Origin of the sequence: Streptomyces sp. Ag109_O5-1, assembly GCF_003814875.1 — a bacterium.
Taxonomy (GTDB): Bacteria; Actinomycetota; Actinomycetes; order Streptomycetales; family Streptomycetaceae; genus Streptomyces; species Streptomyces sasae.
The window spans coordinates 2,931,855-2,956,195 of the sequence record NZ_RKQF01000001.1; the positions used below are offsets into that span (position 1 = coordinate 2,931,855).

The 24,341-nt window shown below is 68.9% G+C and carries 17 protein-coding genes; 3 read left to right on the top strand and 14 right to left on the bottom strand.

The features are described from left to right. Positions 1-217 precede the first annotated feature (217 nt). The gene (locus tag EDD90_RS13125; protein WP_123973189.1) at positions 218-1,234 is read right to left on the bottom strand and encodes a hypothetical protein; all 1,017 of its coding nucleotides are present in this window, start codon (positions 1,232-1,234) and stop codon (positions 218-220) included. 64 nt (positions 1,235-1,298) lie between these two features. On the opposite strand from EDD90_RS13125, the gene EDD90_RS13130 reads away from it, so the two are divergent. Next, complete coding sequence (locus EDD90_RS13130) at positions 1,299-1,670, top strand: NTP pyrophosphohydrolase (protein ID WP_123973190.1); 372 nt, start codon at positions 1,299-1,301, stop codon at positions 1,668-1,670. Position 1,671: 1 nt separating this feature from the next. On the opposite strand, the gene EDD90_RS13135 is transcribed toward EDD90_RS13130, so the two are convergent. From EDD90_RS13135 to ngcE, 10 genes are all read right to left on the bottom strand, one after another. Next, positions 1,672-3,120, bottom strand: a complete 1,449-nt coding sequence (locus EDD90_RS13135; protein ID WP_123973191.1) for a glycosyltransferase family 39 protein — start codon at positions 3,118-3,120, stop codon at positions 1,672-1,674. 72 nt (positions 3,121-3,192) lie between these two features. Beyond that, positions 3,193-4,689 carry an amino acid permease gene (locus EDD90_RS13140; RefSeq protein ID WP_123973192.1) on the bottom strand — a complete coding sequence of 499 codons (1,497 nt, stop codon included), beginning with the start codon at positions 4,687-4,689 and terminating at the stop codon, positions 3,193-3,195. 250 nt (positions 4,690-4,939) lie between these two features. Then, entirely contained in the window at positions 4,940-6,853 is a 1,914-nt protein-coding gene (dxs, locus tag EDD90_RS13145; RefSeq protein WP_123973193.1) for a 1-deoxy-D-xylulose-5-phosphate synthase, read from the bottom strand. A 256-nt stretch (positions 6,854-7,109) separates the two neighbouring features. After that, on the bottom strand, positions 7,110-8,468 hold the full coding sequence (locus tag EDD90_RS13150) for a sugar ABC transporter permease (protein WP_123973194.1): 1,359 nt from the start codon (positions 8,466-8,468) through the stop codon (positions 7,110-7,112). After that, on the bottom strand, positions 8,465-9,256 hold the full coding sequence (locus EDD90_RS13155) for an ATP-binding cassette domain-containing protein (RefSeq protein ID WP_123981211.1): 792 nt from the start codon (positions 9,254-9,256) through the stop codon (positions 8,465-8,467). Before EDD90_RS13155 ends, EDD90_RS13150 begins: the two co-directional genes overlap by 4 nt. A gap of 327 nt (positions 9,257-9,583) precedes the next feature. Continuing rightward, positions 9,584-10,678, bottom strand: coding sequence for a sugar ABC transporter substrate-binding protein (locus tag EDD90_RS13160; protein WP_123973195.1), 1,095 nt, complete (start codon positions 10,676-10,678; stop codon positions 9,584-9,586). Between the two features lie 134 nt (positions 10,679-10,812). Beyond that, on the bottom strand, positions 10,813-12,012 hold the full coding sequence (locus tag EDD90_RS13165) for an ROK family transcriptional regulator (RefSeq protein WP_123973196.1): 1,200 nt from the start codon (positions 12,010-12,012) through the stop codon (positions 10,813-10,815). 305 nt (positions 12,013-12,317) lie between these two features. Then, entirely contained in the window at positions 12,318-13,217 is a 900-nt protein-coding gene (locus EDD90_RS13170) for a carbohydrate ABC transporter permease (RefSeq protein WP_123973197.1), read from the bottom strand. Positions 13,218-13,221: 4 nt separating this feature from the next. Then, a complete protein-coding gene (locus tag EDD90_RS13175; protein ID WP_123973198.1) occupies positions 13,222-14,148 on the bottom strand; it encodes a carbohydrate ABC transporter permease in 927 nt (308 codons plus the stop codon). A gap of 38 nt (positions 14,149-14,186) precedes the next feature. Beyond that, a complete protein-coding gene (ngcE, locus tag EDD90_RS13180; protein WP_123973199.1) occupies positions 14,187-15,638 on the bottom strand; it encodes an N-acetylglucosamine/diacetylchitobiose ABC transporter substrate-binding protein in 1,452 nt (483 codons plus the stop codon). A 423-nt stretch (positions 15,639-16,061) separates the two neighbouring features. Between ngcE and EDD90_RS13185 the strand changes: the two genes are divergently transcribed. After that, positions 16,062-19,805: a GH92 family glycosyl hydrolase gene (locus EDD90_RS13185; RefSeq protein ID WP_123973200.1), complete on the top strand. Its 3,744-nt coding sequence runs from the start codon at positions 16,062-16,064 to the stop codon at positions 19,803-19,805. Positions 19,806-19,883: 78 nt separating this feature from the next. On the opposite strand, the gene EDD90_RS13190 is transcribed toward EDD90_RS13185, so the two are convergent. Continuing rightward, positions 19,884-20,981: a lytic polysaccharide monooxygenase gene (locus EDD90_RS13190; protein ID WP_123981221.1), complete on the bottom strand. Its 1,098-nt coding sequence runs from the start codon at positions 20,979-20,981 to the stop codon at positions 19,884-19,886. 283 nt (positions 20,982-21,264) lie between these two features. On the opposite strand from EDD90_RS13190, the gene EDD90_RS13195 reads away from it, so the two are divergent. Continuing rightward, entirely contained in the window at positions 21,265-21,879 is a 615-nt protein-coding gene (locus EDD90_RS13195) for a Uma2 family endonuclease (RefSeq protein ID WP_123973201.1), read from the top strand. Between the two features lie 84 nt (positions 21,880-21,963). Here the strand turns inward: EDD90_RS13195 and EDD90_RS13200 are convergent, their stop codons facing one another. Together EDD90_RS13200 and EDD90_RS13205 are read right to left on the bottom strand one after the other, a co-directional pair. Next, entirely contained in the window at positions 21,964-23,484 is a 1,521-nt protein-coding gene (locus tag EDD90_RS13200; RefSeq protein ID WP_123973202.1) for a HAMP domain-containing sensor histidine kinase, read from the bottom strand. Beyond that, positions 23,481-24,206 carry a response regulator transcription factor gene (locus EDD90_RS13205; protein ID WP_123973203.1) on the bottom strand — a complete coding sequence of 242 codons (726 nt, stop codon included), beginning with the start codon at positions 24,204-24,206 and terminating at the stop codon, positions 23,481-23,483. Before EDD90_RS13205 ends, EDD90_RS13200 begins: the two co-directional genes overlap by 4 nt. Positions 24,207-24,341 lie beyond the last annotated feature (135 nt).

A 24,341-nucleotide genomic window follows, 5' to 3' on the forward strand; every position in this document is an offset into this window, starting at 1 on the left:
AGGCATCCCGGGCCGCCCCCGGCTCACCCTCGGGGCGTTGCGCACCGACTCCGATGTCCCCCATCCGGCCAAGAAGTCCCCGGACGCCGACGAGAGTGCCGGACCGCGCGCCGGGCTTCAAGAGCCGGCCCCGGGTCGCCCTTGAGGCGTTCCGCCGGCTCCGCCGTCCCCGATCCGGCGAAGAAATCCCCGGACACCGACAGGAGCCGGCGGTCTGTCAGATCTCGTGCCAGGCCTCCAGGGCCAGGCCCGGTTCGTTCTTGCGGTGGGTGAGGAGGAGTTGGGCGGTGGACGGGGAGAGGCTCGCCGCGGTCACCCGGCCGTTCTCGTCCGTGGTCAGGGCGACCGTCGCGTCCGCGGGGAGCTGCGGGCCGGACTCGGTCCACCAGGCGCCGGCCCGCTCGTCCTCGGTCGGATACGCGGCGAAGGCCACCCGGCCGCTCGCCGAACGCTGCGCGAGCAACGTGCAGTCGACCCCGTCGAGTTCGCAGCGGACCGCGGCGACCGGGCCGGGTCCGGCGGAGGGCAGCAGGGTGTGCGGCTTGCCGCCGGGGCGCCAGGCGCGGAGGTCGCCGGACTCGTCGGTGTAGTAGAGGGTCGTGCTCGCGGGCGAGGTGGCGAGGGCGGTCAGGGTGCCCGGCCGGACCGGGGACTCCAGGGCCTCCCGCAGCACGGGCGGCTCGCCCGCCTCCTCCTGGCGCCAGTACGCGATCCCGCCGGACACGGCCGCGTACACCTCGACCCGCCCGGACTCCCCGGTCACCGCCGCGAGCCCGTCCTCTACCTGCCGCCCCTTCAGGTCACGCCACGGATCCCAGCCGCCCTTCTCCTTCTGGGCGACCATGCTCACCCCGTGCCCCGGGTTGCGGACGAAGACATGGGCGCGGCCCTCCGCATCCACCGCGACGGCCGGGACACCGGTCACCTCGCCCTTCCTGCCGGGGTGGCCGATCGACTGCCAGTCCAGGGCGGCCAGATGCGGGCGGAAGTGCGTGGAGTGGACGAGCCCCGACTCGCCCTTCACGGTCGGCCGCCAGGCGACCAGGTGGGCGTAGCCGTCGACGCCCTGCCCCACCGCGAAACCGGGGTGCAGCCGCTGTTCGCCGCCCGTCCTGCGGGGAGCGCCCCAGGGCCCGCCGGGACCGCGTTCCGCCCGGCACAGCACGGCGTCGCCCGACGGCAGATAGACACTGAGCCGGCCGTCACGGCCGCGGAGGAGCCAGTCGCCGTTCACCGCTTCACTGTAAGCCGGGCCGTTCGGGGCAGTGGCGCGGCCCCGGGCGTGCGAGGCTGGGGGCATGGAAGACGAAGCTCCCCTGCTGGTGATCGTGGACGGCGCCAATGTCGTCGGGTCACGGCCGGACGGCTGGTGGCGGGACCGCAGGGGTGCCGCCGAGCGGTTGCGCGACCGGCTGGCCGAACAGGGACTGCCCGGCCACCCGACCCCGGTGGAGCTGGTGCTCGTCGTCGAGGGCGCGGCCCGCGGGGTGGCGTCGGTGCCCGGGGTACGGGTGGAGTCGGCGCCCGGCAGCGGCGACGACCGGATCGTGGAACTGGCCGCGGAGGACACAGGCCGGCCCCGGCTCGTCGTCACCGCCGACCGCGAACTACGGCGCAGGGTCACGGAACTGGGCGCCGATGTGATCGGCCCGAGCGCCCTGCTGCACTGACCTACTCCGGCGGCACCCTGGCGTACAGCACCGCCCCGTCCACCTCCCCCACCTGCTCGTACTGTGCGGCGAGGAGCCGGCGCAGACCGGGAACGCGGTCGGGGCCGTACGGCTTGCCGCGGGAGTCGTCGACCACGAGCGCCGGGGGCGTGTCGGCCAGTTCCTCGCGGAAGACCGGCCAGGTGCCCTCGACCGCGTACTTCTCGCCGACCTGCGGGCCGTCCCGGCCGCCGCTGAAGTTGGTGAGGAGGCCGGCGGTGAGGTACCGGGTGGCGGGGGTGCGGTCGGCGAGCCAGTACGTCTCCGGGTGTATGCCCCAGACCAGGACCCGGTCGTCGGGTTCGGTGCGGCGGTCGAGGGCGAGCGCGAGCCGCTGGGCGTGGGCGAGTTCGGGACGTGGGGCGAGCAGGCCCCAGGTCAGGAACAGGGCGCAGGCGCAGCAGGAGGTGAGGACGGCGGAGGACGCCCGCTCACGCGGCAGGATCTGCAGCGCGGCCGTGGCCAACAGGGCGACGGGCGGGGTGAGTTGCAGGAAGTAGTGGCCGAAGAAGTGGAAGCCCAGGGTGACGGCGACCGCCGACGCGGCCAGCCACAGCCACAGGTCGACGGCGCCGGTGCGGGCGATGCGCAGGGCACGCACGACGGGCGGGAGCAGTCCGGCGCAGGCCGTGGCCAGGATCGCGGAGTTGGTCAACGCCCGTACCATGACGTGGAGTTCGGAGCCGGTGAAGGACACGTAGGCGCCGGAGCCGGTGACCGTCCAGAAGGCGAAGCCCGCCGGGTCGGTGACCAGGGCCGCGCCCAGCACGGGCAGGGCCGCGCCGGCCGCCAGTCTGAGCAGCCCCGCGCGGGCGCCGCCGTGCCGGTTGAGCAGGTACACCACCGGCAGCAGGACCGCGCCGCCGGTCTGCTTGGTGAGGAAGGCGCAGGCGACGGCGGTCCCGGCGGCGCCCCAGCGGCGGCGGTCGGCACACCACATCGCGGCGGCCGTGCAGGGCAGCATGAAGACCTCGAAGGTGGCCGCCTGCGCGTCCTCGGGATTGAGCCCCACGGAGACCAGCAGATACAGCGCCCCCGCGGTACGGCCCGCCCGGTCGCCCCACCTGCGCCGGGCGAGTGAGGCCAGCAGCACGGCGGTGACCAGCTGCGTGAGCACGGCGAGGACCCGGACCGGGGTGAGCGACCCGGACCCGAAGACCGCGAACACCCCTTCGTACAGCCACGGCACCAGCGGCGGCTTGCGGTCCACGACCGTCTCGTACAGCTGTCCGCCCCGCGCCAGCATCCGCGCCTGTACGGCGAGATAGCCCTCGTCGGGGTTCCAGAGCGGCCGGACGAAGGACGGCACCCGGGTGACACCGGCCAGCACGGCGAGCAGCGGCAGCAGCCGCGTCCAGTACCCCTTCCGTACGACTACGGACCGTGGCGGGGCGAAGGGCGCGGCGAGCATGGAGAGCACGCTATCCGGCCCCGCACTCCCACCCGGACGGGACATACGGGACCGGAGTGGCGAGCCTGGCGATCACGGGGCGTCGCCGGCGGTCCGCTCCCGCTGGGCCAGACGGCTGTGCGAGCGGCCGTAGAGGAAGTAGACGCCGAAGCCGATGACCATCCAGATCGCGAACCGCAGCCAGGTCTCGGCGGGCAGGTTGAGCATCAGCCACAGCGAGGCCAGCACCGATGCGATCGGCAGCACCGGCACCCACGGGGTGCGGAAGGAGCGTTCCAGGTCGGGGCGGGTGTTGCGCAGGATGATCACGCTGATCGCGACCACGATGAAGGCGAAGAGCGTGCCGATGTTCACCAGTTCGGCGAGTTCGCTCAGACTGGTGAAGCCGGCGACGATCGCGATGACGATACCGAGCAGGATGGTCGGCCGGTACGGGGTGCGGAACCGCGGGTGGGTGTGCGAGAAGAACCGGGGCAGCAGCCCGTCCCGGCTCATCGCGAAGAACACCCGGGACTGCCCGAGCAGCAGGATCATGCAGACGGTGGTCAGGCCGATCGCGGCACCGAAGCTGATCAGACCGGCGAACCAGGGGTGCCCGGTGGCCTTGAACGCGTCGGCGAGCGGGGCGTCCACGGACAGCTGGCTGTACTTCTGCATGCCGGTCACCACGACGGCCACGGCCACGTACAGCGCGGTGCAGATGATGAGGGAGCCGATGATGCCGCGCGGGACGTCCCGCTGGGGGTTGCGGGTCTCCTCGGCGGCGGTGGCGACGACGTCGAAACCGATGAAGGCGAAGAAGACGACGGACGCGGCGGTGAAGATGCCCATGATGCCGAAGTTGGACGGCGCCCAGCCGAACATCAGCTGGATCAGCGGCGCCTTGAGGGTGCCGCCCGCCGGCACCGGCTGCTTCGGGGGGATGAACGGCTCGTAGTTGCCGCCGTGCACGTAGAAGGCGCCCGCGATGATGACGACCAGGACGACGGCGACCTTGATGGCGACGACGACCGAGGTGACCCGGGCGGAGAGCTTCATGCCGACGACGAGGATCGCGGTGAGGACGAGGACGAGGGCGGCGGCGAGGATGTCGAAGCCGAAGCCGTGTGCGGCGTCCCTGCCGCTGAGGTACTCGGGCAGGTGCCAGCCGGCGTTGTCGAGCAGTGAGTGGATGTACCCCGACCAGCCGACGGCGACCACCGCCGTGCCGAGCGCCAGCTCCAGGACCAGGTCCCAGCCGATGATCCATGCGGGGAACTCGCCGAGCGAGGCGTACGAGAAGGTGTACGCGGAGCCGGCGACCGGGACGGTGGAGGCGAACTCGGCGTAGCACAGCGCGGCGAGTCCGCAGACGACGCCGGCCACGACGAAGGACAGGGCGACGGCGGGTCCCGCGGTGTTCTTGGCGGCCGTGCCGGTCAGGACGAAGATGCCGGTGCCGATGATGACACCCACGCCGAAGACCGTGAGATCCAGGGCCGACAGGGACTTCCTGAGCGCGTGCTCCGGTTCCTCGGTGTCCCGGATGGACTGTTCGACGTTCTTGGTCCTGAAGAGGGTACTGCTCACGTGCCTACCTCCCACGTTTGTCGTCCTCGACATGATCGAGAGGGCCGGGGGTGCGTATGCCCGGCAAAGGCAGGTTCACGCAGATGGGTCGGTCTCGCCACTTGGAGAAGTGGTGAGACCGACCCATCGGGGTGGTTGAGGATTCGTCGGGGAGTGCGGGCCGGTGGGGCCTGGTCGCGCAGTTCCTCCCCCAGCCTTCGGCCGGGGGTACCCCCAGCGCCCCTGAAGGGGCGCCTCAGCTGGGGCGTCCTTAATCCCTCGCAGGTTCCACCGAGTCGACTTCTGTTGTGCCGTCCAGCTTTGCCACCAGACCGGTGACCTGGCGGGCGATGTCGGGGGCCGTCAGGCCGATCTCGGCCATGACCTCGGCCCTCGACGCGTGGTCGAGGAAGCGGGGCGGGATGCCGAAGTCGCGGAGGGGGACGTCGACGCCCGCGTCGCGCAGGGCCTGGGCGACGGCGGAGCCGACGCCGCCGACGCGGCTGTTGTCCTCGACGGTGACGACCACCCGGTGGCGTTCGGCCAGCGGGGCCATGGCCTCGTCGACCGGCTTGACCCAGCGCGGGTCGACGACGGTCGTGGAGATGCCCTGTTTGTCGAGGAGGCCGGCGATCTCCAGACACATGGGGGCCAGCGCGCCCACGGAGACGAGGAGCACGTCCGGGGTGTCGGTGCCCGGCTCGCGCAGCACGTCCATGCCCCCCACCGTGCCCACGGCGGGTACGGCGGGGCCGACCGCGCCCTTGGAGAAGCGGACGACCGTGGGGGCGTCGTCGACCTGGACGGCCTCACGGAGCTGGGCGCGGACCTGGTCGGCGTCGCGCGGGGCGGCGAGCCTGAGGCCGGGGACGACCTGGAGGATCGACATGTCCCACATGCCGTTGTGGGAGGCGCCGTCGGTGCCGGTGACGCCGGCCCGGTCCAGGACGAAGGTCACCCCGCACTTGTGCAGGGCCACGTCCATCAGGACCTGGTCGAAGGCGCGGTTGAGGAAAGTGGCGTACACGGCGAAGACGGGGTGTACCCCGGCGGTGGCGAGGCCGGCCGCGGAGACGGCGCCGTGCTGCTCGGCGATGCCGACGTCGTAGATCCGGTCGGGGAACGTGTCCGCGAACTTCTTCAGGCCGACCGGCTGGAGCATGGCCGCGGTGATCGCGACGATGTCCTCGCGCTCCTTGCCGAGCTCGACCATCTCGTCGCCGAAGACGGAGGTCCAGTCGGCGCCGGAGGCCTTGACCGGCAAGCCGGTGTCGGGGTGGATGGGCCCGATGCCGTGGAAGCGGTCGGCCTCGTCCTGGAGGGCGGGCTGGTAGCCGCGGCCCTTCTCGGTGAGGCAGTGGACGATCACCGGGCCGCCGAACCGCTTGGCGCGGGCCAGGGCCGACTCCAGGGCCTCGATGTCGTGCCCGTCGATCGGGCCGACGTACTTGAGGCCGAGGTCCTCGAACATGCCCTGCGGGGCGATGAAGTCCTTGAGGCCCTTCTTGGCCCCGTGCAGGGTGTCGAAGAGCGGCTTGCCGACGACCGGGGTGCGCTCCAGCAGGTCCTTGCCACGGGCCAGGAAGCGCTCGTAGCCGTCGGTGGTGCGCAGCGTGGCCAGGTGGTTGGCGAGGCCGCCGATGGTCGGCGCGTACGACCGCTCGTTGTCGTTGACGACGATGACCAGGGGGCGGTCCTTGGCGTCGGCGATGTTGTTCAGCGCCTCCCAGGCCATACCGCCGGTCAGGGCGCCGTCACCGATGACGGCGACGACATGGCTGTCGCGTTCGAGCAGCTGGTTGCCCTTGGCGATGCCGTCGGCCCAGCCGAGCACCGTGGAGGCGTGGCTGTTCTCGATGACGTCGTGCTCGGACTCGGCCTGCGAGGGGTAGCCGGACAGGCCGCCCTTCTGTTTGAGCTTCGAGAAGTCCTGGCGGCCGGTGAGCAGCTTGTGCACATAGGACTGGTGGCCGGTGTCCCACAGCACCTTGTCCTTCGGCGACTCGAAGACGCGGTGCAGGGCGATGGTGAGCTCGACCACGCCCAGGTTGGGACCGAGGTGTCCGCCGGTCTTGGAGACCGCTTCCACGAGGAAGCTCCGGATCTCCTCTGCCAGCTGGACCAGCTCCTCGGTGCTGAGCCGGTCCAGATCGCGCGGTCCCCTGATACGGGTCAGCAGCGGCACCCGTGCCTCCTTGCAGTAGAGCTGATCGAGCTGTTGCCGGGCTCGTCGAGTCTAATGTTCCGCCCGGGCGGGCCGACGCCGGGCTGTACGTCATAGGTCACGCGAACGGCCGTACCCATCGATTGGGTTCCTGAGACACAGCTGTGCCCGGTGCCTTTTCAGACACCGGGCACATGACTTGCCCAGGGGCGCGGGGAACTGCGCGATCAACCACGACGGCGCTCAAGCCGCCGGCGCACCCCACGCCCCAACGGCGCTAGCCGCGTCCCGCCGCCTTCTGGCTCTTGCGGGAGACGGAGTCGATGACGACCGCGCCGAGCAGAACGCCACCGGTGATCATGTACTGGATCGACGTGTTCATGTTCAGCAGGTCGAGGCCGGTCTGGATGGACTGGATGACCAGCATGCCCAGGAGGGCCGACCACACCGTGCCGCGGCCGCCGAACAGCGAGGTACCACCGATGACCGCCGCCGCGATGGCCAGCATCAGCGTGTTGCCGCCACCGGCGTTGAGCGTCGCGCTCGCGGTCTGACCGGCGAAGAACATACCGCCGATCGCCGCGAAACCGCCGGAGATCGCGAACACGGTGATCCGGACCATCGGCACGCTGATACCCGCACGGCGGGCCGCCTCGATGCCGCCGCCGACCGCGAAGACCTTGCGGCCGTACGTCGTACGACGCAGCACGAAGTCGACGATCACCAGGGACGCCAGGAAGATCACCAGCGCGTTGGAGACACCGGCCGCGTTGTTCAGGACGGCCGCCGACACGAAGGACGCGATCGCGAGCAGCCCGACACGCATCAGGATCTCGCTGGTGGGGCGGAACGGCACGCCCGCCGCACGGCGCCGGCGCTGCTCGTTGAACTGGCCCAGGGCCGACAGCACGACGCCGAGGCCCGCCAGCAGGTACGCGCCGACGATGGCCTGGTCCATGAAGAACGAGGACTGGCCGAGCAGGTGCACCGGGCCGCTGTCGGCCGGGATGTTGATCGTGCCGCTGTCGCCCAGCAGCCACAGCATCAGACCGTTCCAGCCGAGGAAGCCGGCCAGGGTGACCACGAACGCGGGTACGCCGATCCTGGCGAAGAACCAGCCGTGCAGGGCGCCGATGCCGATGCCCGTGATGATCGTGAGGATCAGGGCGAGCCACTGGTTCATGCCGTGGTTGACCACGAAGACGGCGAACACCGTGGACGCCAGACCGCTCACCGAACCGACGGAGAGGTCGATCTCACCCAGCAGCAGCACGAACACCAGGCCGATGGCGAGCATGCCGGTGGCCGAGAGGAAGTAGCTGATGTTGGACAGGTTGTCCGCGCTGAGGAACAGGCTGTTCTTCACCTGGAAGATCGTCCAGATGATGATCAGGCCGATGACCACCGGCAGCGAGCCGAGCTCGCCGCCCTTGACCCGGCGCTTGAACTCCGTGAGGTAGCCCTTGAAGCCCTCTTCACGGACCAGCAGCCGCGGGTCGACGACCGTGACCGGCGCGGCCGTGGGGTCGTCGGCGGGGGCCACCGTGGCGGTGGCCTTTGCCGCCTCGGCCTTGGCGGCCTTGGCGGTCTCGGGCGTCTCGTCGCCCTTTACGGTCTTGTTCGACGTCTCGCTCACTTTGCCGCCTCCGTGGTGCGACGCTCCGCACGACGGGTCACGGCGTTGTCCGTGGCGCCCGTGATCGCGGCGATGATCTCTTCGTGGCTGGTGCTCTTCACGGGGAAGAAGCCGTTGTTCTTGCCCAGGCGCAGGACGGCGACGGTGTCCGCGACCGCCTTCACATCGGCCATGTTGTGGCTGATGAGGATGACGCCGAGGTCGCGCTCGCGCAGCCGCTCGACCAGGTCGAGGACCTGTGCGGTCTGCTCGACACCGAGGGCGGCGGTGGGCTCGTCCAGGATGACGACCTTGGGGTCGCCGATCAGGGAGCGGGCGATCGCCACGACCTGGCGCTGACCGCCGGAGAGGCTGGCGATCGGGATGCGCACGCTGGGAATGCGGATGGAGAGCGTGCTCAGCAGCTCGCGCGCCTGCTTCTCCATCGTCACCTCGTCGATGACGCCCCGGTGCAGGAGCTCACGGCCGAGGAAGAGGTTGCCGACCACGTCGAGGTTGTCGCACAGGGCGAGGTCCTGGTAGACCGTCGCGACGCCGAGGCCCTGGGCGTCGTGCGGCTTGTTGATGCTGACCGGGTTGCCTTCCCACTCGATGACGCCCTCATCGATGGGATGCACACCCGCGATCGTCTTGACCAGGGTCGACTTTCCTGCGCCGTTGTCGCCCACCAGGGCGACCACTTCTCCGGCGTGGACCTCCAGATCGACATCGGTGAGGGCCTGGACCGCACCGAATCGCTTGGAGACTCCGCGCAACGCCAGCACGGGCGTAGCGGACACGTGAACCATCTCCTTCGCCGCCTGACCGGCGGGGATGCCGCGCTTGGTGATCAGGCGCGGAGGGACGTGCGGCATCCCGGGGTTTTCCCGGGTCTTCGCACGTGGTTTACAAGATGAACATGCGCGAATCCGCTGCGCTTGGCAACGGGTCCGTCCGACGCCCGCTCCGGCAGCGGGGTATGAAGGCCGGAGCGGGCGTCGGAGGAGTTTCGCGAGGCCGCCGGACGGATGGGGCACCTTGCGGAAGGGCCGGTCGTGTCGGGCAGCCGGGGCCCGGGTGTCGTACTGCGATCACCCGGGCGCTGGCGGCCGGAGCCTTACGGCTCCAGGGCCGGACTACTGCAGGCCGGCAGCCTTGCAGGCCTTGGCGAACTCGCTGGTGCAGATGTCGGAGACGGTGTACAGACCGTCCTTGATCACCGTGTCCTTGATGTTGGCCTTGGTGACCGACACCGGGACCAGCAGCTGCGAGGGCACCTGGTCGCCGGAGCCGCTGGTCTGCGTGGAGGTGGCGAGCGAGGTGATGCTCTTGCCCTGCAGCAGGTCGACCGCGATCGTGGCGGCGGCGTCGGCCTCCGGCTTGAACGCCTTGTAGACGGTGGAGGACTGGGTGCCGGCGACGATGCGCTGGATGCCCGCGAGCTCCGCGTCCTGACCGGTCAGCGGGATACCGCTGATGCCGGCGCCCTTAAGGGTGGTGGCGATACCACCGGCCATGCCGTCGTTGGCGGAGTAGACGCCCGCGATGTTCTTGGCGCCCAGCTGGGTGATGGCCGCCTTCACCTTCTGCGCGGCGACGGTGTCCTTCCACAGGCCGGACTGCTCGTAGGCGATGTTGACCTTGCCGTCGAGGGCTTGGTGCGCGCCCTTCTTGAACTGGCCGGCGTTCGGGTCGGCGTCGTCACCGTTGATCATGACGATCTTGGACTTGGTGGTGGCCTTGGAGCCGAGGGCGCTCAGCAGGGCCTGGCCCTGGAGCTGGCCGACCTTGACGTTGTCGAAGGAGACGTAGGCCGAGACCTTGCCCTGGGCGAGACGGTCGTACGCGACGACCTTGACGCCCTTGGCCACGGCGGCGTCGATGGAGGACTTGATGGCCGCAGAGTCCTGGGCGGAGATCACGATGACCTTGACGCCCTTGGTGACCATGGTGCTGACCTGCTGGGCCTGCTTGGCCGCGTCACCCGCAGCGTTCGCGTAGTCGACCGTGCAGTCGGCACACAGCGACTTGACCTGCGCCTCGAAGTACGGGTGGTCGAACTTCTCGTAGCGCGCGGTCACGCTGTCCGGGAGCAGCAGGCCGATGGTCTTGCTGCCACCGGAGGAGCTGCTGCTGGACGAGTCGCTCTTCTTGTTGTCGCCGGCCTTGCCACAGGCGGCGAGCGACAGCGCCATGGAAACCGCGGCGGTGCCGATGACGACTCTACGCATCGTTGCGTTCATTTGGGGGTGCCTCCCTGACAGGGCCGCAACGCTGCGGCCGAGGTGGCTCGAAGTCAACTCGGCCGCAAGTTCGACGTCAAGAAGTAAATACTTAACGAGATGGCAACGGCGCCATTCGTTTTCTAAGTGAAGGCAGGTGCGACGACAGGCAGCGAGCCGTCCAAAAGGGTCGAATCGCCCATCTCGCTGAGCGCGAGGGCGAGCGCGCCGAGCACCTCGGCGCGGCCGCCAAGTGCCCCCGGGAGCACCGAGAGTTGGCGGGCCGCACTGGGAATCGCATAGCGCCCCACGGACTCTCTTATGGGCGCCAGGACCAGCTCTCCGGCCTCGGCGAGATCGCCGCCGAGGACCACCCGGCTCGGGTTCAGCAGGTTGCAGAGATTGGCCACACCGCTGCCGATGTGACGTCCGACATCTGCGATCACCCGGCGACAGCCGGCGTCGCCGTCCCGGGCCAGCCGTACGACGCCCTCCATGGTCAGGTCGGTGCCGTGACTGGGCTGGAGCAGCGGCAGCACGTAGCGGGCCGCCGCGAAGGTCTCCAGGCAGCCGCGGTTGCCGCACCGGCAGACCGGGCCGGCCTCGTCGAGCGTGATGTGCCCGATCTCGCCGGCTGTGCCGCCGGGACCTCGGTAGATCTTCCCGTTGATCACCAGTCCGGCGCCGACACCGCTGGCGACCTTGATGTAAGCAAGATCACGTACGCCCTTGCCGCTGCCCCAGACCAGCTCGCCGAGGGCGCCGAGGTTCGCGTCGTTGTCCACGTGCACGGGGACTCCGAGGCGCAGCCTCAGCTCCTCCGCGGGTCTCGCGCCGGTCCAGCCGGGCAGGATGGCGCTGGAACCGAGGGTGCCGGACTCGACGTCGATCGGACCGGGGACACCCACGCCCACGCCGGCGATCTTCGAACGGTCCACGCCGGTCGCCGCGATCAGGCGGTTGACCAGCTCTTCGGCCCTGTCGAAGCCCTGACTGGACGACGCGTCCACGTCCAGGGGCTCGGACTCCTCGGCCAGCACCTGGTGGGCGAGGTTGCCGATCGCGACACGCAGGTGGGTATGGCCGAAGTCGATCCCTATGACAATGCCGGCATCACCGCTCAGACTCACGCTGCGGGCCCTGCGGCCGCCCGCCGACGTGGGCGTGACCTCGACCGTTCCGCCGTCCTTGAGCTCGCGCACAATGTTGGAGACCGTCGCAGCCGACAGGCCGGTCGTGCGCGCGATCTCCGCCTGCGTGAGCGATCCGGCCAGTCGTACGGCCCGTACGACACGTTCCAGGTTGGCTCGGTGCAGCGACGACTGCGACCCCGGAGTCTCCATCGACCCATCCACTCCCGCCATCGGAGGCGGCCACGGCGCCGCCAAGGTGACCCAGGTCACATCTGCGGAACCGGGTCACTTACAAGTTATGAACTCCAAGCTCTGCTGAACGGGTTACCGGCGTCAAGTCCTTGACAGAAATCATTGGCGGTTCGGTGGTTTCTCTGTGGACACGCCGTGGACATGTCTAGGCCACTGCAGAGCAGGTGGGAGAGGGGGTGGATGGTGCGGCCGAGTGGGTCTGCGCGGGTGCGTTGTGGCTGGTCGCGCACTTCCCCGCGCCCCTTGAGCCGGCCAACGCTTCGTTACTTCAAAGCTCCCGCTGTAAGCCCGGCCACCACCTGGCGCTGGAAGATGATGTATGCGGCAAGTACCGGGAGCATCGCCATCACCAGGCCCGCGAAAAGACCGGACCAGTCGCCCTTGTAGCCCTGGCTCACCGCCAGCTGGACCAGGCCCTGGGTGAGGACGTGTTTGTCGGGGTCCGTGTTCAGGACCGTCGGGAGCATGTACTGGTTCCACTGACCCAGGAAGTTGAAGATCCCGACGCTGATCAGGCCTGGCTTCGCCATCGGCAGCATGATCTGGAAGAACGTACGGGTGTGCGAGGCGCCGTCGACGAAGGCGGCCTCGGCCACCGAGGTGGGCAGGGTGCGGAAGAACGCCGTGAGGAAGAACACCGTGAACGGCAGCGAGTACGCGATGTAGACCAGGATCAGGCCGTGGATCGTGTTCAGCAGGCCCAAGTTGTTCACGACGTAGAACAGCGGGACCAGCGCGAGCATGATCGGGAAGCTCATGCCGCCGATGAACAGGTAGTAGATGAAGCGGTTGCCCGGGAAGTCGAAGCGGGCCAGGACATAGGCCGCCATCGAGCCGAGGACCAGGGTGCCGATGAGCGAACCGCCCACCACCAGGATGGTGTTCAGGAAGTAGTCGCTCATGTTGGCCTGGGTCCAGGCCCGCGACCAGTTGTCGAAGTGCAGCTTGTCGGGCAGCGCCCAGGGCGAGCTGAAGATCGACCTGTCGTCCTTGAACGATGTCATCACCGCCCAGAGCAGCGGTGTGACCACCATGACCGCCCAGATGACCAGGACGCCGTGGGAGAAGACGTTGAGGACCGTGCCCTCGCGCTTTCGCCGGGGCCGCTCCGGCGCGGGGGGTTCCGCCTCGGTGACACTGACGTCGGTCTCGGTCGTCGTCATCGCTTCAGTACTCCAGCCGCTCGCGACGGCCCAGCCGCATCACGATCGCCGCGAAGGCGAGCGTGACGACCAGCAGGGCGACGCCGATGGTGGTGGCGTAGGCGGCCTGACCGTCCCGGAACGCCTTCTGGTACACGTACAGGACCATGACGGTCGTCGAGTAGTCGGGACCGCCCGGTCCGGTCGTCATGATCTGTACGACTGCGAACGACTCGGCGCCGAGCGCGAGGATGCCCATGTAGACCCAGCCGGACTGCACGGTGTCCCAGAGCAGCGGCAGGGTGATGCGGAAGAAGGTGGCGGCGCGGCCGGCGCCGTCGAGCAGGGCGGCCTCGTAGAGGTCCGCGGGGATCGACGCCATGCCCGCGGAGAAGAGGACCACGAAGAAACCGACCGTGGACCAGACCAGTACGGCCATCACACACCACAGGGCGAGGCTCGGGTCGCCGAGCCAGAGCGGCTGGACATGGTCCAGACCGATTCCGCGCAACAGTGAATTGATCGCGCCGCTGTCCGGGTTGTAGGCGAAGGCGAACAGCAGCGAGACGATCGCGATCGACAGCACCTGCGGGAAGAAATAGACGATCTTGTAGAAGGAGGAGCCCCGGACACCGGTGATCACGGGGCCGCCCTTCCTTCTCCGACCGCCGACATTGATCATGAAGGCGAAGAACAGTGCCAGGCTGATCGTCACCAGCGGCAGCACGACCGCGAACATCAAGCTGTGCTGCAAGGACTTCCAGAAGATGTCGTCGTGCAGCATCCTCTTGTAATTGTCCAGGCCGACCATCTTGAATTCGGGGCTCAGACCGGTCCAGTCCGTGAACGAGTAGTAGATGGACTGGACGAACGGCCAGACCACAAAGAGCGCGTACAGTCCGAGGGGCAACGCCAGAAACCCCACGATGAACCGGTACTTGCCGTGCTGCATCGCCACTCCGGTGCCGAGAGGGAATGTCCTGCCGGTGCTTACTGGTGCTTGTAGTGCTTGATCGAGGTGTCCTTGGCGGCCTCGTCGGCAAAGCCCTGGATCTTCTGGATGGTCTCCGCCGGGGTGAGCCGGCCGGCCATCATCTCGCCGAGGCCGGCGACTCCGATCTTCTCCTTCTGGAGCTGCACGTACCAGTCCTGCATCCGCGGGTTGACCACGTTCGACCCGGCCAGCTTCAGCGCGGCCACACCGGAGGTGAGGCCCGGGGTGAGGGTGATGCCGTCGGTGCCGCCGTTGTACGCGGTCAGCGACTTCACCTTCGACGTGAAGTTCTTGGAGGAGGCCTCGCTGAGCATGATGCGCAGCTGCTCCATGCCGCCCGGGGCGTTCGCGGCCTTGGCCGGGACGATGAACGGCTCGCCGCCGGAGGCCCAGATGGTGCCGAACGGCATCTTGTCGTTCTTGTCGATGCCGGTGGGCGCGGAGACGGCGAGGTTGAAGTCGGACGGGATGACGTTCGCCGACTCGTTCTCCACCCAGGAGCCGTTCGGGATGAACAGGGCCTTGCCCTGCGCCCAGGCGGTCTGCGACTGGATGTGGTCGAGGCCGGGGGTGCCCTGGAGGATGTAGCCCTTCTTGTAGAGCTCGTAGTAGGCCTCGAAACACGCCTTGACGGCCGGGTGTTTCCAGGCGTTCGGCTCCAGGTTGTCGATCGCGTTCAGGACTTCGACGCCACCGACCTTGCCGATCATCGGGTAGAGGGAGAAGGGGATGTAGTACGGGTACTTGCCCGCGTACGTCCAGCCCGCCATCCCCTTCTTCTTGGCCTTCTCGCAGACGGCGATCATCTGGTCCCAGGTCTGCGGGTACTCCGCGTCCAGCGAGTCCAGGGCCTTCTGCGAGTACCAGACGCCGTAGACCGTGTAGGCGTAGTACATGATCCAGATCGGGTTGCCGTCGAACTGGCCCATCTCGACGATGCCGGGCCGCAGTGTGTCGCGGACCTTCTTGTTCGGGTCGTCGTACGACGGCGCGTCGAACAGCGGGGTGAGATCGGCCAGCTGGTTCTTGCCGACCAGCACGCCCATGTCCATCTGCTCGGCACCGGAGTTGTCGATGAGGTCCGGCGGGGTGCCCTGGTTGAAGCGGGGCTGGAGGGTGGACTGGATCTTCTGGGTGGCGGAGAACTTGACCGTGGCCTTCGGGAAGTCCTTCTCGTAGATCTTCACGGCGTCCTGTGCGTACTCCTTGCCGAAACCGCCGTCGAAGAGGACGAATTCCATCTTCGCGGTCTCGTTGACGCCGAGCGGGTTCTTCGCCGTCTTCTTGCCTGTCTTGTCCTTCGACTGGCCACCGCCGCCACTGCTGGCACAGGCGGAGAGGAATCCGACGGCGGGGACCGAAAACAGGCCGAGTGCGGCGGACCGCTTGATCAGATCGCGACGGCCGACGCCCTCGGAACCATGGTTCGCTGCGGAAGTGGATCCCATGCTCAAGTCCTCGCCTTCTCCAGGACTCAGGCGGTGAACCGGATCCTCCCGGCACCGCGGTCGGGTAGTGCTGGGTCGTGCAGGAAGTCACGCAGGAAACGCCGACAGGTATAGTCCACTTCCCGCCAGCGGGGCAAGATCGAATGCAAGGTTGGCCGCTGGTCTTTTCCTAGTTGAGACCTGTCGGAAATATGAGCGACCTGTGTACGCCTTGCCGGAAAAAGAGCCGACATAGCCCCCTGAATGCCGCACCCAACACCCTTGACATCACGGGCCACTTGACCACCTACTGGTTCCTGCGCCACTCGGCTGACAACGTTGTCTCACGTGGCAGGGAGGGTACCCGTTTTGATGCAGCGGAAGACGCAGCGAAGAACAGGACACAGATCCGGTACGGCGGTCGTGATCACGGCCGCCGTAGTCATGGCACTGGGTTCCCAGGGAGCCGCGGTCGCCCTGCCCGCCAAGGCACCGGCCGCCGCCACCCAGTTCGCATCCTCGTTCGAGTCCGGTGATCCGGCGCCGGACTGGACCGACACCGTCGACACGGATCCGGCCGGCGCCCCGCGCGCCTCGGGCGTCGACGGCGGCTACAGCACGGGCATCCCCGGCAATGTCACCGACCATGTGACCGACCTGCGGGCGAGCGGGGAGAACACCGGGGCGGGCGAGGTGAAGGAGAACCTCGTCGACGGCGAGCCGGGCACCAAGTGGCTCACCTTCCAGCCCACCGGCTGGGCGGAGTTCGACTTCGACAAGCCCATCAAGCTGGTGACCTACGCCCTCACCTCGGCGAACGACTACGCCGAACGCGACCCGCAGGACTGGACCCTCCAGGGCTCGACGGACGGCAAGGACTGGAAGACCGTCGACACCCGGACCGGCGAATCCTTCACGGAACGGTTCCAGACCCAGTCGTACGACGTCTCCGCCCCCGCCGAGTACCAGCACTTCCGCCTCGACGTCACGAAGAACAACGGCGCCTCGGACATCCTCCAGATCGCCGACGTCCAGTTCTCCACGGGCGGCAGCGGCGGGCCGGTGCCCCAGGACATGCTCTCGCTGGTCGACCACGGCCCGAGCGGCTCGCCGACCGCGAAGGCGCGGGCCGGGTTCACCGGGACACATGCGCTGCGCTACGCCGGACGGCACACGGCGAGCGGCCGCGCGTACTCGTACAACAAGGTCTTCGACGTGAACGTGGCCGTCGGCCGCGACACGCGGTTGTCGTACCGGATCTTCCCGTCGATGGCCGACGGCGACCTCGACTACGACGCCACCAACGTCTCCGTGGACCTGGCCTTCACCGACGGTACGTATCTGAGCGACCTGGGGGCCACGGACCAGCACGGTTTCGCGCTGTCCCCGCGCGGACAGGGCGCGTCGAAGGCGCTGTACGTCAACCAGTGGAACAACGTCTCCTCGGTGATCGGTTCGGTCGCGGCCGGTAAGACGGTCGACCGGATCCTGGTCGGGTACGACTCCCCCGCGGGCCCGGCCAAGTTCCGCGGCTGGATCGACGACGTGTCGCTGAAGCCGGTGGCCCCCGAGAAGCCCAGGGCGCATCTGGCCGACTACGCGCTGACTACCCGGGGCACCAACTCCAGCGGCAGCTTCTCGCGCGGCAACGACTTCCCGGCGACGGCGCTCCCGCACGGCTTCAACTTCTGGACGCCGGTGACCAACGCGTCCTCGCTCAGCTGGCTGTACGAGTACGCACATGCGAACAACGACGACAACCTGCCGACGATCCAGGCGTTCAGCGCGAGCCATGAGCCCAGCCCCTGGATGGGCGACCGGCAGACCTTCCAGGTGATGCCGTCGGCCGCCACGGGTACCCCGGACACCGGCCGGACGGCGCGGGAACTCGCCTTCCGGCACGAGAACGAGACCGCGCGGCCGTACTACTACGGGGTGCGGTTCGAGAACGGGCTCAAGGCGGAGATAGCGCCGACCGACCACGCGGCCTCGCTGCGCTTCACCTACCCGGGCACGGACGCGAGCGTGATCTTCGACAACGTGACCGAGCAGGCGGGACTGACCCTCGACAAGGAGCACGGGATCGTCACCGGCTTCTCGGACGTCAAGTCCGGGCTGTCGACGGGTGCGACACGGCTGTTCGTGTACGGCGTCTTCGACAGGCCCGTGACGGGCGGCGACTCCAGCGGGGTCAAGGGCTACCTCCGCTTCGACACCGGCTCCGACCACACCGTCACCCTGCACCTGGCCACCTCCCTCATCAGCATCGAACAGGCGAAGGACAACCTGCGCCAGGAGATCCCGGACGGCACCTCCTTCGACACGGTGAAGGCGCAGGCCCGCAAGGTCTGGGACCGGCTGCTGGGCAAGGTGGAGGTGGAGGGCGCCACGGCCGACCAGCTGACCACCCTCTACTCCAGCATGTACCGGCTGTACCTGTACCCCAACTCCGGCTTCGAGAAGATCGGCTCGGTCTACCAGTACGCCTCCCCCTTCTCGCCGATGACCAGCCAGGACACCCCGACGCACACCGGCGCGAAGATCGTGGACGGCAAGGTGTACGTCAACAACGGCTTCTGGGACACGTATCGCACGACCTGGCCGGCGTACAGCCTGCTGACGCCCTCTCAGGCGGGCGAGATGGTCGACGGGTTCGTACAGCAGTACAAGGACGGCGGCTGGACCTCGCGCTGGTCCTCCCCCGGCTACGCCGACCTGATGACCGGCACCTCCTCGGACGTGGCGTTCGCCGACGCGTACGTCAAGGGCGTGGACTTCGACGCGAAGGCGGCGTACGAGGCGGCGCTCAAGAACGCGACGGTCGTACCCCCGTCGTCCGGCGTGGGCCGCAAGGGCATGACGACCTCTCCCTTCCTCGGCTACACCAGCGACGACACCCGCGAGGGCCTGTCGTGGGCGATGGAGGGGTACGTCAACGACTACGGCATCGCCGAGATGGGCAAGGCCCTGTACAAGAAGACGGGCGAGAAGCGCTACAAGGAGGAGTCGGACTACTTCCTCAACCGCGCCCGGGACTATGTGGACCTCTTCGACTCCAAGGCCGGTTTCTTCCAGGGCAAGGACGCCCAGGGCAAGTGGCGGGTGGACTCCTCGGCGTACGACCCGCGCGTCTGGGGCTACGACTACACGGAGACCAACGGCTGGGGCTACGCCTTCACCGCACCGCAGGACAGCCGTGGCCTCGCCAACCTGTACGGCGGCCGGAGCGGCCTCGCCGACAAGCTCGACGAGTTCTTCGCGACACCCGAGACGGCCTCCCCCGACTTCGTCGGCTCGTACGGCGGGGTCATCCACGAGATGACCGAGGCCAGGGACGTCCGGATGGGCATGTACGGCCACTCCAACCAGGTCGCCCACCACGTCATCTACATGTACGACGCGGCCGGCCGGCCCTGGAAGGCACAGGCCTATGTCCGTGAGGCACTCTCCCGGCTCTACCTCGGCAGCGAGATCGGCCAGGGCTACCACGGCGACGAGGACAACGGCGAGCAGTCGGCCTGGTACCTCTTCTCGGCCCTCGGCATCTACCCGCTGGTGATGGGCAGCGGCGACTACACGATCGGCTCCCCGTTGTTCAAGAAGGCGACGGTCCACCTGGAGAACGGCCGTGACCTGGTGATCAGGGCGCCGCACAACAGCGCGGCCAACGTCTACATCCAGGGCGTCCGCGTCAACGGCCGTGTCTGGACGTCGACTTCACTCTCCCACTCGCTCGTCTCCAAGGGCGGTGTCATCGACTTCACGATGGGCCCGAAGCCCTCGACGTGGGGCACGGGCAGGAACGCCGGCCCGACCTCGATCACCCAGGACGACAAGGTCCCGACCCCACGCGCGGACGTCCTGCAGCCGGACGGCTCCCTGTTCGACAACACGTCGGCGACACAGGCGACGGTGTCGTCGGTGGACCTGCCGGTGACCAGGTCGGTCAAGGGGGTCCAGTACACGCTCACCTCACCGTCGGACCACACGAAGGCCCCGACGGGCTGGACCCTCCAGGCCTCGACCGACGGCACCGACTGGAAGACGGTGGACCGCCGTTCGGGCGAGAGCTTCGCCTGGGACCTCCAGACACGGGCGTTCACGATCCGGACGCCCGGGACGTTTGCCCACTACCGCCTGGTCCTCGACGGCGAATCGATGCTGGCGGAGGTGGAGTTGCTGGCCTGAGACAGCGGCAGGGAAAGGCGGGCGGACCCGGTGCCGGTGCGCACCGGCACCGGGTCCGCCCGGAGCGGATCACACACGTCAACCGACCTGACAGGGCAGGTCGGTTGTACTGTCCCCGCCGCCGCCCTGGACGACGTAGCCGAACGTCGTGCTCTGCCCCGGACCGAGCGAGCCGTTCCAGTCGGCGTTGTGGACCATCACGTCCTGTCCGCTGTAGGTCGCGTTGCCGTTCCAGAGGCTGGCCACCGACTGGCCGCTGGGGAGCGTCCAGTCGACCATCCAGCCGAGCATCGCCACATCACCGCTGTTCGTGACGGTGACCTCGGACTGGTAGCCGCCGGGCCAGCTGTTGGTCGTGGTACGGGCGGCGGTGCAGGTGCCGGGCGGGGGCTGGGTGGGGTTGCCCGGGTCGTGGATGCCGGTGACCTCGCCGTTGCCGCCGTCGAAGACGACGTCGGAGCAGGAGTAGAAGGTCTCCGTGCTGTCCGAGCGCTGCCACACCATGTAGATGATGTGCCGACCGGTCTTGTTCGCCGGAAGCTGCCCGGTCCAGGAGTAGTTGGCCTCGACCGTGCCCGGGGTGCCGTTGAGCGGCGGGTGGTCGACGGTCAGGAACGGTGTGTCCTCCATCTCGTCCCAGGTGAGCGGCCGGGTGGGGTCGTAGCCGTCCTTGGTGACATAGACGTAGAACCAACCCGGGTGTGCGGCCCAGGCGTTGTACGAGAAGTCGACGGTCGCACCGGAGGTGAGATGGGTGACCGGCCAGTCGTCGCGGGGCAGGTCGAAGCCGGTGAATTTGGGGTTGCCGCCGCTGCAGAGCTCACCGTCGGGGACGAAGCCGCGGGTGCGGCCGGCGCCGTCCGAGCGGAGCACGGAGAACCAGTTGTAGAACGGCGTGGTCCCGCTGACCTGTTGGGCCGCCTTGCAGGCCGGGTTGACGGGCTTGATCTCACCGGTGTCGGTGAGCGCGTCCTGCCAGCACAGGAAGGTTCGGCTGCCCGGCTTCATGGGGGTGCCGTGCGCCTGGGCCGGGGCGCCGGCCGCCAGGACCAGGGCGAGGGCGGGCACCGTGGTGAGAAGGGCGAGGAGGGTCAGGAAGAGGGCACGGCCTCGGGTGGGAAGGGGTAATCGGGGGAGTCTCGGGCGGCACGAAGGCCCGGCGTTCGCGTTTGTCATAGCCATGACACTTCAACCTTTGTGTGGGGTGAACGGTCGTGCGCGAGTCATGGAGAAGAGCGTGGGGCGGGAACGGACCCGGCGCGCCGGACGGGTTCCGGTCCGCCGGACACAGGATGGGAGCGCTCCCACCCCACTCCCCTGTGAAGCTAGCGCGGACGGGGGCGACTGTAAACGGCGCGGCATGGCTTCACTGCTTCGAGTGGCGATACCTTCGTACAGAGGATCACGACGTGTAACCGCGTCCACACTCTCGCCCATGGGAGCGTCCACACTCTCGCCCATGGGAGCAGTGATGACGACACGCCAGCAGGGACCGGCCACCGAGGACAACTGGATGTTCCCGCCTGCTGACGGCTGGACATTCGACCAGGTCAAAAATCTGCAGCTGCCCTTCGACTGGGAACTCGTGGACGGATGGATCGGGGTTAAAGGGCAGCCCAGGTTCTGGCACAACGACGTACGGGACGGCATCGCCGACGCCCTCAAGGCGGCCCGCTCAAAGCCATATCGCGTCCTCCGCGAGCAGTGCGTGATGGTGGACGAGCAGAACGTCGTCAAGCCTGATGTGATCGTCTTCGACCCTCAAAACCTCGACTACTTCGAGGTGGAGTGCATCCCTGCGTCACACCTCGCCCTCGTCGTCGAGGTCGTTTCCCCCGGCTCCCGCCGAGATGACCGCGTGAGCAAGCCCGCACAGTTCGCCGCCGCCAAGGTCCCGTGCTACTGGCGCGTCGAGCTCGACCGGGACCACAAGCTGACGGTGCACGAGTACTGGCTCAACGCGGACACACACTCCTACTTCCCCGCTCCCTTGCACCCGGTGCACCGCGGCAAGCTCGTCACCGAAGTGCCGTTCCCTGTCCAGATCGACCTCGACGCCCTCGTCGGTTTCTGATCACACCCATACGATCGGCGCCTGGCGCAGCGGCAGAGGCGGCTCGGTGGGGCGCTCACGGATGCCGTGAGCGCCTCGCCGTGTCTAGACCGAGGCCGGTCGTGGCCGTGCCGCAGCGTCGGCCGGGTCGGCCGCGGGAAGCCGGGTGGCCGGGAGGGCGATCGTGAACTCCGTGCGGCCGGGGGCGCTCTGGACGTCGATATGGCCGCCGTGGGCCGTGGTGATGGCCGAGACGATGGCCAGGCCCAGGCCCGAACCGCCTTCCAGGACACCGGCGCGGGTGCGGGAGGTGTCGGCCCTGGTGAAGCGTTCGAAGACCGTGGGGAGCAGGTCGGCGGGGATGCCCGGGCCGTCGTCGCGGACGCGGATCACGCAGGAGGCGGGGGTGGCCTCCACCGTCGCGGTCACCGTGGTGCCCGGGGGCGTGTGGATCCGGGCGTTGGCCAGCAGGTTGGCCACCACCTGGTGCAGCCGGGTCTCGTCGCCCAGCACCAGCACCGGTTCGTCCAGGGCGAGTTCGAGTTGCCACTGGTGTCCGGCGCCGGCGGCCCGGGCGTCCCACACCGCCTCCGCGACCAGCGCGGCCATGTCCACCTCCGAGGGCTGGAGCGGGCGGCCCTCGTCGAGGCGGGCCAGGAGCAGCAGGTCCTCGACGAGGCTGCGCATCCGTGCCGACTCGGCGTTGACCCGCCGCCAGGCCAGGCCCGGTTCGATCCGGTCCGTGCCGCGGTTCATCAGCTCCGCATACCCGGCGATCGAGGCGAGCGGGGTGCGCAGTTCGTGGCTGGCGTCGGCCAGGAAGCGGCGCATGCGCTCCTCGCTGCGGCGCACCTGCTCCTCGCTGCGCTGGCGCTCGGCGAGGGAGGCCTCGACATGGTCGATCATCCGGTTGAGGGCGGCGCCGACCTGGCCGGCCTCGCTGCCGGAGTCGGTGTCCCGCTCGGGCACCCGGGTCAGACCGGTCACCTGGCCGCGGCCGAGGGGCGCGTGGGAGACCTCGACGGCGGTGGCGGCGACCCGGCCGAGGGGGCGCAGCTGCCGTCGTATCACCACCGCGCACACACAGCCCGCGACCGTGAGGCCGACCGCGGCGACCCCGATCTCGACCTCCACCAGGCCGCCGATGGTGTCCAGCACGTCATCCATGGGGAGGCCGGCCAGGACCCGGATACCGCTCGCGTCCAGTGCGGTGACCCGGTAGGTGCCGAGGCCGGGGAGCGTGCGGGTGTGGGTCGAGCCGTCCGGGGTGATGCCCTTGAGGGCGGTGGTCTGTGCGGTGGTCAGCGAGTGCGGGGGCGTGTCCTGGCCGACGACGGCGGCGCTGAGGATGTTGCCCTCGGCGTCGAGGCGGGCGGCGAGCATCCCGGCCGGCTGGCCGGTCTCGTTGAGGAAGGTCAGGTCGCGGGTGAGCTCCGGGTGCAGGGCGGCACCGCCCACGCCGCGCTCGGCGGCGTCGCCGACCCTGTCGTCCAGGTTGCCCAGCAGATAGGCGCGCTGGGCGAAGACGGTGGTCAGGGCCATCGCGGCGCACACGCAGACGAGGACGACGGTGATGAAGACGAGCAGTCGCGTGCGCAGCGACCGGCTCCGCAGCCGGGCAGTCATCTGCCGTCCTCCACGGGTCGCACGACGTATCCCATGCCGCGCACGGTGTGGATCATCGGGGCGCGGCCCCGGTCGATCTTGCGGCGCAGGCTGGAGATGTAGACCTCGACCAGGTTGCCACCGCCGTCGAAGGACGTGCTCCAGACGTGGTCGAGGATCTGGGCCTTGCTGAACACCTGCCGCGGATGGTCCAGGAGCAGGCTGAGCAGGTCGAACTCCTTGACGGTGAGCCTGATCGGGGTGCCGGCCCGCTGTACCTCGCGGGACTCCCCGCTCAGCATCAGGTCGCCGAGGACGCGTACGGAGCCGTTCACCGGGGTCTGTTCGGTGCCGGCCCGGCGCAGCAGTCCGCGCAGCCGCAGCACGACCTCCTCCAGGGAGAAGGGCTTGGTGACGTAGTCGTCGGCCCCGGCCTCCAGACCGTCGATACGGTGTTCGACGGCCTCGCGGGCGGTGAGCATCAGGACGGGCGGCCTGGGCATCTCGTAGCGGAGTCTGCGCAGGACCTGGAGGCCGTCGAGGTCCGGGAGCATGCCGTCGAGCACCACCGCGTGCGGGACGCAGCCGCGGGCCAGCCGCAGGCCGGTCTGCCCGTCGAGGGCCGGGTAGGGGCGCCAGCCCGCGTCCGCGACGGCGGCGGCGAGCAGCTCGGTGAGACCGGGCTCGTCGTCGACGATCAGGACGCGGACTCGGCCGGTTCGGGACCCTGCGGTGGCTGGCATGTATCAAGTCTGTGCCGGTTGGCTGAGGGAACCCTGTGTTCCGACTGAGCCGAAGCCGTGGGACAGGACGGGCGCGGCGGCCGGAATGCGGACGCGAGGACCGGGGCGACCGGCTCCGCCGGACGAGGTCTTTGC

Coding starts and splice junctions, on each gene's coding strand:
- EDD90_RS13130 (WP_123973190.1), top strand. CDS start 1,299: ATGGAAGACGAAGCTCCCCTGCTGGTGATCGTGGACGGCGCCAATGTC.
- EDD90_RS13135 (WP_123973191.1), bottom strand. CDS start 3,120: ATGCTCGCCGCGCCCTTCGCCCCGCCACGGTCCGTAGTCGTACGGAAG.
- EDD90_RS13155 (WP_123981211.1), bottom strand. CDS start 9,256: ATGGTTCACGTGTCCGCTACGCCCGTGCTGGCGTTGCGCGGAGTCTCC.
- EDD90_RS13160 (WP_123973195.1), bottom strand. CDS start 10,678: ATGCGTAGAGTCGTCATCGGCACCGCCGCGGTTTCCATGGCGCTGTCG.
- EDD90_RS13165 (WP_123973196.1), bottom strand. CDS start 12,012: ATGGAGACTCCGGGGTCGCAGTCGTCGCTGCACCGAGCCAACCTGGAA.
- EDD90_RS13170 (WP_123973197.1), bottom strand. CDS start 13,217: ATGACGACGACCGAGACCGACGTCAGTGTCACCGAGGCGGAACCCCCC.
- EDD90_RS13175 (WP_123973198.1), bottom strand. CDS start 14,148: ATGCAGCACGGCAAGTACCGGTTCATCGTGGGGTTTCTGGCGTTGCCC.
- ngcE (WP_123973199.1), bottom strand. CDS start 15,638: ATGGGATCCACTTCCGCAGCGAACCATGGTTCCGAGGGCGTCGGCCGT.
- EDD90_RS13185 (WP_123973200.1), top strand. CDS start 16,062: ATGGCACTGGGTTCCCAGGGAGCCGCGGTCGCCCTGCCCGCCAAGGCA.
- EDD90_RS13190 (WP_123981221.1), bottom strand. CDS start 20,981: ATGACAAACGCGAACGCCGGGCCTTCGTGCCGCCCGAGACTCCCCCGA.
- EDD90_RS13195 (WP_123973201.1), top strand. CDS start 21,265: ATGGGAGCAGTGATGACGACACGCCAGCAGGGACCGGCCACCGAGGAC.
- EDD90_RS13200 (WP_123973202.1), bottom strand. CDS start 23,484: ATGACTGCCCGGCTGCGGAGCCGGTCGCTGCGCACGCGACTGCTCGTC.
- EDD90_RS13205 (WP_123973203.1), bottom strand. CDS start 24,206: ATGCCAGCCACCGCAGGGTCCCGAACCGGCCGAGTCCGCGTCCTGATC.